Genomic DNA, 13,585 nt, shown 5'->3' with positions numbered 1-13,585 from the left:
TTTCAGGAGCGCTTGTTGTTATTGGCCTGATTGAGAGGACTTGGGCCCTGGGCGATGTCACGGATCGTGCCGAGACGCACCAGCTCGGGACGCGTCCAGCTGCGTTTTCCGATTTCAGGAGCAGGTTTGTTGGTCATCGATACGGGGCCTTTCACGAACCCGCATACCATGCGCCGCGCCAAGGTCAAAAACTTGACGTTATTTTACAGGGGCAATCAACGCCGCTTCCCTTAGCGATGTGATAAGCGCCCGGACATCGCCAGCAATCACGGTTTCATCCGCATCATAGGCGGCCGCCAGCAATGCCGCGATGGCATCAGCATCGCGCTTCCCGTCGATGGCTTCCCACACCGCACGACCGGTCCCGGACAGTGAGAAAAGTTCGCCCCCGTCCAGATCGACAATCAGTACTTCGTCGTCGACCTGGGTAGCGACGAAATTGTCCTTGAGCTTCTTCAATACCGCCATTTGCGGCGTCTTATCGAACCTGAAGCGGTGCCGAAAGCCTCTACTGCGGTGGAAAAGCGCGCCGTGCTCCTTGTGGCCTTGCGCCTCGCGCGCGTATTTGGCGAAGCACGCTCCAGGCGACAGGCCCGATATCGATATGACTGCTCCGCTGATTTCTCCTTCCATTCTCTCCGCCGATTTTGCCCGGCTGGGTGAAGAAGTGCGCGCGGTCGACGAAGCCGGTGCCGACTGGATCCATATCGACGTCATGGATGGGCATTACGTGCCCAACATCACCATCGGCCCCGCCGTGGTGAAGGCACTGCGCCCGCACACAAGCAAGACCTTTGACGTTCACCTGATGATCGCGCCGGTCGATGCGTATCTGGAAGCTTTCGCGGATGCGGGTGCCGACATCATCACGGTTCATCCCGAAGCAGGCCCGCATATCCACCGCACCCTTCAGGCGATCAAGGGTCTCGGCAAGAAAGCGGGCGTTGTCCTGAACCCGGGCACCAGCGTGGACGCGCTCGACTACGTATTGGAAGATGTCGATCTCGTCCTGGTGATGAGCGTCAATCCCGGTTTCGGCGGACAGAGTTTTATCCATTCGCAGCTCCGCAAGGTGGAGGCCATCCGCAAACGGATCGATGCGCTGGGCAAGGATATCCGGCTACAAGTCGACGGCGGCGTCGATCCGGTGACCGCGCCGCTCTGCGTCGATGCGGGTGCCGATGTGCTGGTGGCCGGTTCGGCCACATTCCGCGGGGGTCCAGACAAATACGCCTCCAACATCGCAGCGCTCAAGGGGCTGGGATGATCGAGGGCCACTCCGACCTGCTGAGCGCCGCGCGCGAAGATGCGCCGGAAGAGGAGCAGGTCGCGTTGCCCCTCGGCGATGCTGATGAGCCGCTCGTAAAAGCGTCTGCCGAAAGCGAAGTCGAGGCCGAAATAGAACCGGCTCGCGCGCTGGTCCTGTCGGATTTTCACCCGCCGCGCAGCGGACCCATTCATTCGGCAATGCGCTGGGCCTATAAATTGGGCGTCCCGGGACCGGTGCTGTCTTCTCCCCTGCGCAAGCCGGCCAAGCCGCGCCTGCTGGGCACTGTCAAAAGCGCACTGGACGGCAATCGCCGGGCAGGGATGGCGCTGAGGACAGGGCAGATGATGGTCGGCGGCCTCAAGCTGCCGCTGGACAAGCTGGATTTCAGATCGCCGTCCAAGCTCACACCGCCGTTTATTCGTGCGGTCCACGGCTTCACCTGGATGCGCGACCTGGCGGCGAGCGCACCCCGGGCGCAGTGCGCCTCGACAGCTGGCGACATCTTCAGTTCGTGGCTCAAAGCAAACCCCAAGCCCGGTAAAGGCCCGGCATGGACGGTGGAGCTTGCGGGTCTGCGGCTGCTCAATTGGCTGGTCCATGCACCGATGGTGCTGACCGGCGACGGCGAGCGGTTCAAGCACAAGATGCTTGAAGCGATCGAGATAAATGCCCGCTGGCTCGACCGCCATGTGGGCGGTGCGGACGACCGGTTCGCACAGGCGGCCGGCTGGTGCGGGATCGTGGCTGCCGGATTGCTTTTGCCCGATGGCAAGGCGCGGCGGCTTTTCGGCGAAGCGGGCCTGCTGCGCACTTTGGGCGAGATGGTTGGTGAAGACGGCGGCGTTCTTTCGCGCTGTCCGGCGGCGCAGGCAGAGGCAATCGCGCTGCTCAGCGAATTGCGCGCCTGCTATGCCGCGGCGGGCCGCGATCAGCCGGCAGCGCTCGACACGATGCTTGCGCTGCTTGTCCCGGCTTTGCTGGGTCTGCGAATGGGCGACCGCGGACTGGGGAGCTGGCAAGGTTCGTCCGCAATGGGCGAAGCCGAGCTTGATGCCCTGATCGCAGCCAGCGGTGTGCGCACGCGGCCCTTGGTCGAGGCGGATCAATGGGGTTACCAGCGCATTCGCACCGGCGATGCCGTGCTCGTTTTCGACGCCGCCCCGCCTCCCAAGCCGCGCCATGCGCGCCACGCCTGTGCATCGACCCTGGCGTTCGAATATTCGCACGGCCCACACCGGATCATCGTGAATTGCGGCGGTTCCGCGTTGGCCGGAGCGCAGGTTCCGGCCCGGATCGAGCAAGGCTTGCGCGGCACTTCGGCGCATTCCACGCTGGTGCTCGACGATGCCAATTCCACTGCCATCCTGCTCCACGGCCAGATCGGCAAGGGTGTCGAAGAAGTCGATTTTTCGCGCGATAGCGTAACCCAGGGAAGCAAGGGCGCGGCGCGTCTCGAAGCCGCGCATAATGGCTATGCAGCACGCTTCGGTCTTGTTCACCGTCGCATCCTAATGCTGTCAGACGAAGGCACCGAACTGCGCGGAGAAGACGTGCTGGAGCCGTCGGGCCGCAAGGGTAAGCGCGGCAAGATCGGGTTCGCCATGCGCTTCCATCTCGGGCTCGGTGCCGAAGCGCAGCCCACCGAAGACGGGCGCGGCGTACACATCGCTCTGCCCGACGCCAGCTACTGGCAATTCCGGCTCGGGGGCGATATCGGCGATGCCAATTGCAGCGTCGAAGACAGCATCTGGGTCGATGGCCAGGGGCGTCCTCATGCTACTCAGCAAATCGTGGTCGACGGACTGACTGCGCGCAGCGGGGGACGGTTCCCCTGGCTGCTCAAACGAATGGGGTAATTTTCACGTGAGCGAAGTGGCGATCAAGCGGGCACTGCTGTCGGTGTCTGACAAGAGCGGATTGGTAGAACTCGGCAAGGCGCTGGGCGCCAAGGGTGTCGAGCTGGTGTCGACCGGCGGAACGGCCAAGGCGCTGCGTGATGCGGGCCTCGAGGTGCGCGACGTGTCGGACCTCACCGGTTTTCCGGAAATGATGGATGGCCGGGTGAAGACACTCCACCCGATGGTGCACGGCGGCCTTCTGGCTGTGCGCGACAATCCTGAACACGCTGCCGCGATGGATGCGCATTCAATCGGCGCAATCGATCTGGTGGTGGTCAATCTCTATCCCTTCGAAGCAACTGTCGCCAAGGGCGCGGATCGCGACGAGATCATCGAGAATATCGACATCGGCGGGCCGAGCATGGTCCGCAGTGCCGCCAAGAACCACCAGTTCGTGACGATCGTGACGGACCCGGCTGATTATGACACGCTGATTGGCGAATTGTCGGCCACCGGCGCAACCTCGCTCGATTTCCGCCGCAAATGCGCGGCCAAGGCATTCGCCGCAACCGCTGCCTATGACAGCATGATCAGCCAGTGGTTCGCGTTCGCAGACCAGGGCGAGACATTCCCCGGAATGCTCGCGGTCAATGGCAAGGCGCCGGTTGAACTGCGCTACGGCGAAAACCCGCACCAGAAAGCGGCGCTCTATACTCCGGTCGGTCCCCACGCGAAGGGTATCGCACAGGCGGAGCAGTTGCAGGGCAAGGAACTCAGCTACAACAATTACAACGACGCGGATGCAGCGCTGGAATTGTGCGCCGAATTTGCAGACGGCGATCCCGCGGTCGTCATTGTCAAGCATGCTAACCCATGCGGCGTGGCACAGGCGGCCTCGCTCATCGATGCGTGGAACGACGCTCTGGCCTGCGACAGCGTTTCGGCGTTCGGCGGCATCGTCGCGGTCAATACCGAGCTTGATGGCGAGACTGCCGCGGCGATCTGCGAGATTTTCACCGAGGTCGTGATCGCACCCTCCGTCAGCGACGAGGCACGCGAGGCTTTCGCCAAAAAGAAGAACCTGCGCCTGCTAATCACGGGCGATTTGCCCAATCCGCGGCGCGGAGGATTGCAGGTCAAGCCGATCACCGGCGGTCTGCTGGTACAAACCCGCGACAATGGTGCCATCAGCGAGGCCGATCTGAAAGTCGTGACCAAGCGCGCACCCACCGAACAGGAATTGAAAGACTGCTTCTTCGCCTGGACTGTCGCGCGTCACGTGAAATCGAACGCAATTGTCTATGCCAAGGACGGCGCGACTGCCGGCATTGGCGCAGGCCAGATGAACCGCCGCGATTCTTCGCGCATTGCGGCAATGAAAGCCGCGGAAGCGGCCGAGAAGTATGGTTGGGATGCCGCCCGCACAGTAGGCAGCGCTGTTGCGTCTGACGCATTCTTCCCCTTCGCCGATGGCCTTCTGGCTGCCGCCGAAGCGGGTGCTACGGCGATCATCCAACCGGGCGGGTCGATCCGCGACGAGGAAGTGATCGCGGCAGCAGATGAAAAGGGTTTGGCGATGGTCTTCACGGGAATGCGGCATTTCCGGCACTGACCTGAACGGGCTAATTCATTAATTCGGCGCATTGATCGGATGAACGAATTACAACCATCGCATTAACTGCGTTGCAATCGGTGTGCCTGTAACCAAGTGGTCAAGCATCCCGAAAGACCACTCATGACACTTTTTACACCAGACCTTTATCGCAACTTCGGCATCGGCTTTTTCGCCGGAGCCTTGGTCGTTGCGCTCTCGAACGGCGAGGCCCTGCTCTCCGCCATTCCGGCGCTGCTGTAATGCGGCGCTTCGCGGCCACTCTTGCTGCTGCTGCACTGTTTGCAGGTTCTGCCTGCCAGCAGCCGGCCATTGCCGCGGAGAGGATCGTCGAAGCACCCGCGGCCCAGCGCACGGCTAAGGAAGGCAGCGGCCTCAAGACAGCCATTTTCGCAGGTGGCTGCTTCTGGGGCGTGGAGGCTGTGTTCAGCCATACCAAGGGCGTGACCAGCGCCGTTTCCGGCTATCATGGCGGAACCGCGCGGCAGGCGGATTACAAGCTGGTATCGTCCGGCGTGACCGATCACGTCGAAGCCGTGAAGGTTGTCTATGACCCTTCCGTCGTGCGCTACGATCAACTGCTGCGGATCTTCTTCTCGGTCGTTGCCGATCCCACATTGAAGAACCGCCAGGGCCCTGATCGCGGGGCGCATTACAACGCCGAACTCGTGCCCCTGTCGAGCGAACAGCGCGCAGTTGCCTCGGCCTACCTCGCGCAAATGAAGAAAAGCGGACTGTGGTCTCAGCCCATCGTCACCAGCGTTGAACCGGCCCGCAAGTTCTACCCGGCTGAAACCTATCACCAGGATTTCGCGGTGAAGAACCCGCGCCATCCCTACATCCAGCGCTGGGACGCGCCCAAGGTTTCGGCGCTGAAACGCCTCTATCCCTCGCTCTATCGGGCCGAGTTCCGCCGCAACTAACTTGCACCTTGGCGGGCGGCAGCTTACCTCTCCCGCATGGCCCAGCACGCACACGCCCACAAAGAACATTCCGGCGACGACCTGGTCGATGCCGCCCGCAGCGCATTGACCGATTCCGGTGAACAGTGGACCGGCATGCGGCAGTCTGTCTTCGAAGAACTTGCCCGGCATGAAAAGCCGGCCAGCGCTTATGACATTGCGGACAATCTTTCAGCTGCGCGCGGCAAGCGTGTGGCGCCTAACAGCGTCTACCGCATCCTCGACCTGTTCGTGCGGACCAATCTGGCGAACCGGATCGAGAGCGCGAACGCCTATCTGGTCAACACTCATCCGGGCTGCCGCCACGACTGTATTTTCCTGATCTGCGATGATTGCGGGAAGGCCATCCATGTGGACGATGACCGCGTCACCGGCGCGCTGCGCGAAGCGGGTAAAGACGCCGGATTTGTCGATGTGCGGCCGGTCGTCGAACTGCGCGGCCTGTGCGATGATTGCGCCGCCTGACAGCATGCCGGTGAAGCGTTCTGGATTTGCGATGAGGCGTTCATCGACAGTTTCGGAAACCGCGTGTAAGACTCTGGCATGACGACGCGCCCCGATACGCCGCTGCTGGACACGGTCAACGTTCCGGCTGACCTTCGCAAGCTTGAGCAATCGCAGCTCCGCCAGCTCTCTGACGAGCTTCGCGCGGAAATGATCGATGCCGTGGGCACAACGGGCGGCCACCTTGGCTCTGGCCTCGGTGTGGTCGAGCTGACAGCGGCCATCCATTACGTATTCAACACGCCTGAAGACAAGCTGGTGTGGGACGTCGGGCATCAATGCTATCCACACAAGATCCTCACTGGTCGGCGCGAGCGTATCCGCACGCTCCGCCAGGGCGGCGGCTTGTCAGGCTTCACCAAGCGTGCCGAAAGCGAATACGACCCGTTCGGCGCAGCGCATTCCTCGACTTCGATCAGCGCTGCACTCGGCTTTGCGATGGCCAACAAGATGCAGGGCCGCAAGGGCCGCGGCATCGCGGTGATCGGCGACGGCGCGATGAGCGCCGGGATGGCCTACGAGGCGATGAACAACGCCGAACAGGCTGGAAATCGCCTGGTCGTGATCCTGAACGACAACGACATGTCGATTGCGCCTCCGGTCGGCGGACTTTCCGCTTACCTGGCCCGCATGGTGTCGAGCAGCGAGTATCTGGGCCTGCGGTCGATGGCGTCCAGGCTGGCAAAGAAACTGGGCCGCCGCGTCTGGGGCGGATTGGAAAAGGCCGAGGAATATACCCGCGGCATGGTCACCGGCGGCACGCTGTTCGAAGAACTCGGCTTTTATTATGTCGGCCCGATCGACGGCCACAATCTCGACCACCTGATACCAGTGCTGGAAAACGTGCGTGACAGCGAACAGGGCCCTGTCCTGATCCATGTCGTCACGCAAAAGGGCAAAGGCTACGCGCCCGCCGAAAACAGCGCCGACAAGTACCACGGTGTGGCCAAGTTCGACGTCGTCACTGGCGAACAGAAGAAAAGCTCTGGCGGTCCGCCCGCCTATCAGAACGTCTTTGGCGAAACGCTGGCCAAGCTGGCGGACAGCGATCCGCGCATTTGCGCCATCACCGCCGCCATGCCGAGCGGCACGGGCGTCGACAAATTTGCCAAGGCGCACCCTGACAAGGCATTCGATGTCGGCATCGCCGAACAGCACGGGGTTACTTTCGCTGCCGGTCTGGCCGCAGAAGGCATGCGCCCGTTCGCAGCGATTTATTCGACTTTCCTGCAGCGCGCCTATGACCAGGTCGTTCACGATGTAGCGATCCAGAACCTGCCCGTACGCTTTGCCATCGACCGTGCCGGACTGGTGGGCGCGGATGGCTGCACCCATGCCGGCAGCTTCGACATCACCTATCTCGCGACCTTGCCGAATATGGTCGTGATGGCCGCCGCCGACGAGGCGGAGCTGGCCCATATGACGTACACGGCTGCCGAATATGACGATGGCCCGATCGCGTTCCGCTATCCGCGCGGAAGCGGCACCGGCGTAGAAATTCCGGAACAGCTGGAGAAGCTCGAAATCGGCAAGGGCCGCATTGTGCGCGAAGGCTCAAAGGTTGCGATCCTGTCATTGGGCGCACGCCTCGAAGAAGCGAAGAAGGCTGCCGATCAGCTGGAAGCCAAGGGCCTTTCGACCACGGTCGCCGATATGCGTTTTGCCAAGCCGCTCGACACCGATCTGATCGAAAAGCTGATGCGTAGCCACGAAGTGGTAGTGACGGTCGAAGAGGGCGCGATTGGCGGCCTCGGCGCTCATGTCCTCACCTTCGCGAGCGACGAGGGCCTTACTGATGGCGGCTTGAAGGTTCGCACCATGCGCCTTCCCGACGTCTTCCAGGACCATGACGATCCGATGAAGCAATATGACGAAGCTGGCCTCAATGCTCCGCAGATCGTCGACAAGGTTCTCAGCGCGCTACGTCACAACAGCGCCGGCGTTGAAGAGGCGCGGGCCTGATTTTCACGCCATGAGGGGGCGGAAAACCGGCCCTCGTGCTGCAAACTTGCGCTGGGATGCTGGCGTCAGTTGCCGCGCGCCCGTTCCAGCAGGCTGTTCATCTGGGGCCGCGCACCATCCCAGGCAAATTTGCTGCAGGCCTCCCTTTGCCTGACCTGCCATCGCGCAGGTTTGGGGTGGGACCAGCAGATTTGCTTCACGGCAGCATCCACCCTTTGCTCCATTTCCTGCTCACCTTCTGGCGTGGCGAGATCAAGATCTCCAACGCTCACCTTTCTCGTGACGAGTTCCGCGCCAGCTGGTGCCTTGCCCTTGCCCGTAACGACGATGTCGCTGTCCTGCGCGCTTGCCGGATTCGCTAAAGCCAGAACAACTGCGCCGATCACCAGGGACACTAACGGGTTACGATGTTGGGTCATGTTCGGTCCTTTCCAATGTCGCCGCCATGGCCAACCATTGCGGCATTTCGCACATCCAGTTTGCGCAGCCCCGAGGCGCTCCGTCATACGTAAAAGTACCGAGTGGGAAGGGGTGAGGGCTTACCCTCTTGCGGGGGATCAAAAGCGGCGGGCGCATGGCTACTCGACGAGGGCGTCACGAACTCCTAGCGTCGCGGCATGAGCCTTCTCCAGACCGACACCTCCGACCACGTCACAACCCTCACGCTGAACCGGCCCGACAGCATGAACCCGCTGGGTGCAGCCGGTGACGGCGATGCATTCGCTGCGGCCTGCGATGCGATCAACGCGGATATGGATATTCGCTGCGTCATCCTGACCGGCGCGGGGCGCGCTTTCAGCGCCGGCGGCGATATTAAGGCGATGAAGGAGAAGACCGGCAATTTCGGCGGCACCGCTCCCGAGATCGCCGACGGATACCGCAACAACATCCACAAGATCCTGCGCGCGCTCTATGCAATCCGCGTGCCCTTGATCGCGGCGGTCAACGGACCTGCGATCGGGCTGGGCTGCGACCTTGCCTGCCTCGGCGATATTCGCATTGCGTCCAGCAAGGCCAAGTTCGGTGTGACCTTCCTCAAGCTGGGCATTATTCCGGGTGATGGCGGGACGTGGATCCTGCCGCGCATCATCGGCGAAGCCCGGGCGGCCGAGCTGTTCTACACAGGCGATGTCATCGACGCGCAGACCGCTCTCGATTGGGGACTGGTCAGCCGCGTTGTGGAGCCTGAGGCACTGATGGAAGAGGCACGCGCCCTCGCAGCAAAGGTCGCGGCCATGCCGCCTCATGCCTTACGTCAAGCCAAGAACCTGATGCGGCAGGGGCGATCCGTTTCCTATGACACGGCACTGGAAATGGCGGCCAATGCGCAGGCCTTGATGCATCTTACCGGCGACCATGAGGAGGGTGTCGACGCGCTGCTGGAAAAACGCGCGCCACGTTTCACGGGCAGCTAGCTCAGCCGATCCACCGCCAGATACCGGCCGGAACTCCGCCCGCATGAATGTGGCTCCACGTTATCAGCAGCCATGCGCCCAGGGCGGCGAGCCACAAGAAGGCCCCGGCACCGGGCAGCCTGCTCCAACGCGGCCAGAAGCTCGTTCGCGCTTCCCAGCCCTGCCAGGCGCCGCCCATCAGTGTCTCTTTCTTGCGGTCCTGCATCCGTGCACCGACGAGTGCGAGGATCAGCACCGCGAGCGCCACGACATTCGTCCGCCAACTCCACCACAAGATGATGTGGCTCACAGCCCAAAGCGCAAAGCTCCACATCATCGGATGACGGGTTACGGTGAATACGCCGGCCGGCTCATGGGCTGCGAACTCCTTGGCGCCCGGCGAAGGCAGCGCCGGATTGCTCTTGAAGGAGCCGAGAAACAGGACGAGCGCAGGCAGCGTGATCAGCGATGCGATGATCCAGCCCAGCTCGCCGCTTCCCGGGAGCCCGCCAGCCTGCGCCGCACCGAAAGCGAAATACATCCATACCATGCAGGCGGCGGCGACCACGCTGTAGAACGCCATGAACCGGCCTTCGCCCAGCATCCGGACAAGCGGACCGCGCAAGGGGTGGGACAAGGCGAAGTGCGTTCCCACGAATGCCGTTGAGGCTGCGATCAGCGAAACGAGGCCGGTTTCCATTTCATCCTCCCAAGACAGTGCAAGGTAGGTATCAATTCAAAACCTAGTTGGCAATTCTACTGCTTTTCGATTCCGAGAAGCTCGACCTTGAAGACCAGCGTCGCGCCGCCCGGGATCGGACCTTTGCCCAGCGGGCCGTAGGCCAGATCGGCAGGGGCGACGATTTCGATCGTATCGCCAACGCCCATCTCGGGGATCGCCATCTGCCATGCTTTCACCAACCGGCCGAGCGGGAACGTCACCGGTTCGCCGCGTTCGTAACTGGAATCGAAAGTCTCGCCGTCGATGAACGTGCCGGCATAGTGCACCTTCACCCGGTCGGCGAGCGTAGGCTTTTCATCGCTGCCGGCGTATTCGAGATAGCGCCAGTGCAGCCCGCCATCCATGTACCGCCACCCGTCCTCGGGCGACAGCGAGGCAATGTACGCCTGCTGCGCATTCATCCAGGCGATGTCCTGTGAATAGTCGGGCGGGCTATCCTGCGCGACGGCAGTGTAGGTCCCCACCGCAGCGAATGCTGCGGCAAGCGCAATCAATGCGCCGCGCATTTCCGCAGGCATGCTCACCAGTCGTACGCCTCGGGCAGGGCGCTTTCGTCGAGATCGCGGTAGCGTTCGCGCAGGCGGCTCTGGTGATTGTCGAGCGGCTGATCCACCCCGTCGATGAAGACCCTGGTCGGGACCGACCCCACTTCCAGCGGATCGCCGTCCCAGATCACGACATCAGCCTTTGCCCCGGGTGAAAGGATACCGGCGCGGCCCTGCATCCCGCTGATTTGGGCCGGGACCGAACTGATGGCCGCAAATGCCTGCCCCCAGCTGAGCCCATCCGCACCTGGAATGCGTGTGAGTGCGACAAGGTTGCCGGCGTATTGATTGAGATTGCGCGGGTTCTCCATCGCGGCAGCATTGATCGCGACCTTGACGCCGGCCTTGACCATGCGGCCGACGTTCGACTGCGTGCTGGCCAGCTGGTCGAAGCCTTGCGGCAGGTCATCCAGTCCATCGGCGATTACGGGCACGCCCGCCGCGGCGATCTCAGATGCGACAAGCCAGCCCTCGCTGACGCCGACCAGAACCATGTCGAGCCTCGGGAATTCATTCTTGAGCGCCAGCACGCTGCGGATGTCCGCTGCACGTTCCACTGCGATGTAGAGCGGCTGTTCGCCGCGCACTACGGGCACGAGAGCTGCTGCATCGAAGCGGGTCAGCAGGACATCGGATGCACGATCATTGCTGGTGCGTGCCATCCGGCTGTCGATGCCGATGTCATCGCCCTGCATGGTCGTCCCGCGCCCGCCTCCCGGGCTGCGGAGCGTGCCGCCCCGCTCGAATTCGGTGGCTTCGAGCAAGGCATTGCGGAACAATGCCTGCGCCGATGCGCGGCTCCCTCCGGAAAGCCGTGCACCACCTTCGCCAAGTTCCACCATCTGGAACGCGCGGGAACGGGTAACGGCCGTGGGATCGGATCCCAGGTCGATGATCGCTCCCTGTCCGGCAAAGATTGATCCGGACGCCGATCCGACCGTGGCAGCGCGGGTGATGCCCGCGGCGCGGTGGATCAGGATATGCTGAGAGGCCGGATTGACGATCGGCGAAACGTCGAGCGCGGCGCTGAAAGGCGATCCGCTGGCGCGCGTGTCATTGGATTCGCTCACCGCTCCGACATCCCAAAGGCCCAACGATGTAACGGTCGCGAAGAGGCCCGGCGTTACCCATGCACCGCCCACGTCGACGACTTCGTCCGCCTCGAAAGACGACGCACCAGAGCGGGGTCCGGCGAATGTCACTGCACCATCGTCAACGATGACAACGCCGTCTTCGATCGGCTCGCTACCGTCGCCGGTGGCGAGCGTCGCGTTGACGATCACGAAATCCTGCGCTGTTGCAGGAGCGGAAATCAGCGCCAATGCGCTGGCGGCGAGGGTCAGGGCGCGCTTCATTTCACGTCTCCTTCACCTGGCTGCCCAAGCTCGAAATCGCTAACCGGGCGGCGTTTGCGGTCAGTCGCATCGAACAACAATGCGCCATCGACCCACACCTTCTCGGGCCGCGAATAGACTGACAGCGGGTCGCCGTTCCACAACACGACATCGGCCATTTTGCCGGGTTCCAGGCTGCCTGTCATATCGTCGATGCCCATCGCCTTTGCCGGGTTGAGCGTGAACCAGCCAATGACGGTGGCATCATCGATTTCGATGCCCACGCGCCGGCCCGCGGCCTGCGCCTTGGCGGCTTCCTGATTGAGTCGCTGGATGCCGTTTGCGTCGTCCGAATGGATGACCACGCAGGCATCTTCGCGTTGAAGGAACGCGGCGTTTTCGAGAATGCCGTCATAGCTTTCCATCTTGAAGCCGTACCAATCGGCCCAGATCGCGCTGCACACGCCTTTTTCGCGCAGCAGGTCGCCGATCTTGTAAGCTTCGACCGCATGGTGGAAGGCGCTGACCTTGTACCCCATCTCGTCCGCCATATCCATCACGAGGGCCATCTCGTCGGCGCGGTAACAATGGTTGTGGACGAGGATTTCGCCGTCAAGAACGCCCTTTAGCGTTTCCTTGGCCAGATCGCGTTTCTTGCCGTCATAGGCCTTGGCATCGAGCCAGGTCTGGCGATTGACTGCGAAGTTGCCCATGCGGGTGGAAGGCATGCGATTGCGGCCGCCGTAAACGCGCTTGGGGTTCTCGCCGCAGGCCATCTTGAAGCCATAAGGCGCGCCGGGAAACTTCATCCCTTGAACTGTGCGAGCTGGCACGTTCTTGAGCGTTGCAGAGCGTCCGCCCATAAGGTTCGCGGAACCGGGAAGAATCTGGAGGCTAGTAACGCCGCCATTGGCGAGCGCGCGGGAGAAGCCCGGATCTTGCGGCCAGACGGAATGCTCGGCCCAGACTTCGGGCGTGGTCGGACTGGTCGCTTCGTTGCCGTCCGAATGCGCCTGAACCGATGGGGTCGGGTAGTCGCCAAGGTGCGAGTGGATGTCGATGACGCCTGGAGTCACGAATTTGCCCGTGCCGTCAAAGACCGCGATATCTGCCGGCACCGGAGTGTCGGGGCCGCCGATCGAGACGATCTTGCCGCCGCTGAAGAACACGGTGCCGTTATCAATCCGCCCGCCCTTGCCATCGAAAATGGTCGCGCCGACCAGTGCGGTCGGTGCGCCTGGATATGGCTTGTAGGTTGAGGGAAAGGGCGTGTCGCTCGTAGCCTGAGCTGCGCTGGCGCTCTGCTTGTCCGCGGTTCCGGTTGTCGTACAGGCGGCCAGCGTGATGGCCAGCGCGCTGGCGGCGATTGTCTTGATGGTTGTGTTCATAGCTCTCTTCATGCCGTCAACCGGCCTCAATGCA

Annotated in this window: 14 protein-coding genes; 7 read left to right on the top strand and 7 right to left on the bottom strand. The window is 62.5% G+C overall.

The window, feature by feature from the left end; genetic code table 11:
• Nucleotides 1–2 precede the first annotated feature (2 nt).
• Both K3166_RS13530 and K3166_RS12405 read right to left on the bottom strand, forming a co-directional pair.
• Nucleotides 3–137 carry a hypothetical protein gene (locus K3166_RS13530; RefSeq protein ID WP_282098800.1) on the bottom strand — a complete coding sequence of 45 codons (135 nt, stop codon included), beginning with the start codon at nucleotides 135–137 and terminating at the stop codon, nucleotides 3–5.
• A 61-nt stretch (nucleotides 138–198) separates the two neighbouring features.
• Complete coding sequence (locus tag K3166_RS12405) at nucleotides 199–468, bottom strand: PqqD family protein (protein WP_221422510.1); 270 nt, start codon at nucleotides 466–468, stop codon at nucleotides 199–201.
• Between the two features lie 136 nt (nucleotides 469–604).
• Between K3166_RS12405 and rpe the strand changes: the two genes are divergently transcribed.
• The 6 genes from rpe to dxs all read left to right on the top strand — a co-directional run bounded on the left by rpe (nucleotide 605) and on the right by dxs (nucleotide 8,148).
• On the top strand, nucleotides 605–1,267 hold the full coding sequence (rpe, locus tag K3166_RS12400) for a ribulose-phosphate 3-epimerase (RefSeq protein ID WP_221424111.1): 663 nt from the start codon (nucleotides 605–607) through the stop codon (nucleotides 1,265–1,267).
• Nucleotides 1,264–3,126, top strand: a complete 1,863-nt coding sequence (locus tag K3166_RS12395) for a heparinase II/III family protein (RefSeq protein ID WP_221422509.1) — start codon at nucleotides 1,264–1,266, stop codon at nucleotides 3,124–3,126. Before rpe ends, K3166_RS12395 begins: the two co-directional genes overlap by 4 nt.
• A gap of 7 nt (nucleotides 3,127–3,133) precedes the next feature.
• Nucleotides 3,134–4,720, top strand: coding sequence for a bifunctional phosphoribosylaminoimidazolecarboxamide formyltransferase/IMP cyclohydrolase (gene purH, locus K3166_RS12390; protein WP_221422508.1), 1,587 nt, complete (start codon nucleotides 3,134–3,136; stop codon nucleotides 4,718–4,720).
• Between the two features lie 242 nt (nucleotides 4,721–4,962).
• The gene (gene msrA, locus K3166_RS12385) at nucleotides 4,963–5,643 is read left to right on the top strand and encodes a peptide-methionine (S)-S-oxide reductase MsrA (protein WP_221422507.1); all 681 of its coding nucleotides are present in this window, start codon (nucleotides 4,963–4,965) and stop codon (nucleotides 5,641–5,643) included.
• A 36-nt stretch (nucleotides 5,644–5,679) separates the two neighbouring features.
• Complete coding sequence (locus K3166_RS12380) at nucleotides 5,680–6,147, top strand: Fur family transcriptional regulator (protein WP_221422506.1); 468 nt, start codon at nucleotides 5,680–5,682, stop codon at nucleotides 6,145–6,147.
• 78 nt (nucleotides 6,148–6,225) lie between these two features.
• Nucleotides 6,226–8,148 carry a 1-deoxy-D-xylulose-5-phosphate synthase gene (dxs, locus tag K3166_RS12375; RefSeq protein WP_221422505.1) on the top strand — a complete coding sequence of 641 codons (1,923 nt, stop codon included), beginning with the start codon at nucleotides 6,226–6,228 and terminating at the stop codon, nucleotides 8,146–8,148.
• Nucleotides 8,149–8,213: 65 nt separating this feature from the next.
• On the opposite strand, the gene K3166_RS12370 is transcribed toward dxs, so the two are convergent.
• Complete coding sequence (locus K3166_RS12370) at nucleotides 8,214–8,567, bottom strand: UrcA family protein (protein ID WP_221422504.1); 354 nt, start codon at nucleotides 8,565–8,567, stop codon at nucleotides 8,214–8,216.
• Nucleotides 8,568–8,765: 198 nt separating this feature from the next.
• Here K3166_RS12370 and K3166_RS12365 point away from each other — a divergent pair, with 198 nt between their 5' ends.
• Complete coding sequence (locus tag K3166_RS12365) at nucleotides 8,766–9,563, top strand: crotonase/enoyl-CoA hydratase family protein (RefSeq protein WP_221422503.1); 798 nt, start codon at nucleotides 8,766–8,768, stop codon at nucleotides 9,561–9,563.
• 1 nt (nucleotide 9,564) lies between these two features.
• Here K3166_RS12365 and K3166_RS12360 read toward each other — a convergent pair whose 3' ends face one another.
• Genes K3166_RS12360 through K3166_RS12345 form a run of 4 tightly spaced genes read right to left on the bottom strand, consistent with a single transcriptional unit; the run spans nucleotide 9,565 to nucleotide 13,551 of the window.
• Nucleotides 9,565–10,242: an NnrU family protein gene (locus tag K3166_RS12360; RefSeq protein WP_221422502.1), complete on the bottom strand. Its 678-nt coding sequence runs from the start codon at nucleotides 10,240–10,242 to the stop codon at nucleotides 9,565–9,567.
• 56 nt (nucleotides 10,243–10,298) lie between these two features.
• Nucleotides 10,299–10,802, bottom strand: coding sequence for an FKBP-type peptidyl-prolyl cis-trans isomerase (locus K3166_RS12355; RefSeq protein WP_221424110.1), 504 nt, complete (start codon nucleotides 10,800–10,802; stop codon nucleotides 10,299–10,301).
• 2 nt (nucleotides 10,803–10,804) lie between these two features.
• A complete protein-coding gene (locus tag K3166_RS12350; RefSeq protein WP_221422501.1) occupies nucleotides 10,805–12,184 on the bottom strand; it encodes an amidohydrolase family protein in 1,380 nt (459 codons plus the stop codon).
• Entirely contained in the window at nucleotides 12,181–13,551 is a 1,371-nt protein-coding gene (locus K3166_RS12345; RefSeq protein WP_221422500.1) for an amidohydrolase, read from the bottom strand. The genes K3166_RS12350 and K3166_RS12345 overlap by 4 nt, the downstream gene beginning before the upstream one ends.
• Nucleotides 13,552–13,585: the final 34 nt, after the last annotated feature.

The organism is Qipengyuania psychrotolerans, assembly GCF_019711355.1.
GTDB classification, from domain to species: Bacteria; Pseudomonadota; Alphaproteobacteria; order Sphingomonadales; family Sphingomonadaceae; genus Qipengyuania; species Qipengyuania psychrotolerans.
The sequence above is the reverse complement of the archived record's forward strand: the minus strand, read 5'-3'. Positions and strand labels throughout refer to the sequence as shown.

What these genes read in the sequence shown, in the direction of transcription:
- K3166_RS13530 (WP_282098800.1), bottom strand. Translation starts at nt 137, where the DNA reads ATGACCAACAAACCTGCTCCTGAAATCGGAAAACGCAGCTGGACGCGT.
- K3166_RS12405 (WP_221422510.1), bottom strand. Translation starts at nt 468, where the DNA reads ATGGCGGTATTGAAGAAGCTCAAGGACAATTTCGTCGCTACCCAGGTC.
- rpe (WP_221424111.1), top strand. Translation starts at nt 605, where the DNA reads ATGACTGCTCCGCTGATTTCTCCTTCCATTCTCTCCGCCGATTTTGCC.
- K3166_RS12395 (WP_221422509.1), top strand. Translation starts at nt 1,264, where the DNA reads ATGATCGAGGGCCACTCCGACCTGCTGAGCGCCGCGCGCGAAGATGCG.
- msrA (WP_221422507.1), top strand. Translation starts at nt 4,963, where the DNA reads ATGCGGCGCTTCGCGGCCACTCTTGCTGCTGCTGCACTGTTTGCAGGT.
- K3166_RS12380 (WP_221422506.1), top strand. Translation starts at nt 5,680, where the DNA reads ATGGCCCAGCACGCACACGCCCACAAAGAACATTCCGGCGACGACCTG.
- dxs (WP_221422505.1), top strand. Translation starts at nt 6,226, where the DNA reads ATGACGACGCGCCCCGATACGCCGCTGCTGGACACGGTCAACGTTCCG.
- K3166_RS12370 (WP_221422504.1), bottom strand. Translation starts at nt 8,567, where the DNA reads ATGACCCAACATCGTAACCCGTTAGTGTCCCTGGTGATCGGCGCAGTT.
- K3166_RS12365 (WP_221422503.1), top strand. Translation starts at nt 8,766, where the DNA reads ATGAGCCTTCTCCAGACCGACACCTCCGACCACGTCACAACCCTCACG.
- K3166_RS12360 (WP_221422502.1), bottom strand. Translation starts at nt 10,242, where the DNA reads ATGGAAACCGGCCTCGTTTCGCTGATCGCAGCCTCAACGGCATTCGTG.
- K3166_RS12355 (WP_221424110.1), bottom strand. Translation starts at nt 10,802, where the DNA reads ATGCCTGCGGAAATGCGCGGCGCATTGATTGCGCTTGCCGCAGCATTC.
- K3166_RS12350 (WP_221422501.1), bottom strand. Translation starts at nt 12,184, where the DNA reads ATGAAGCGCGCCCTGACCCTCGCCGCCAGCGCATTGGCGCTGATTTCC.
- K3166_RS12345 (WP_221422500.1), bottom strand. Translation starts at nt 13,551, where the DNA reads ATGAACACAACCATCAAGACAATCGCCGCCAGCGCGCTGGCCATCACG.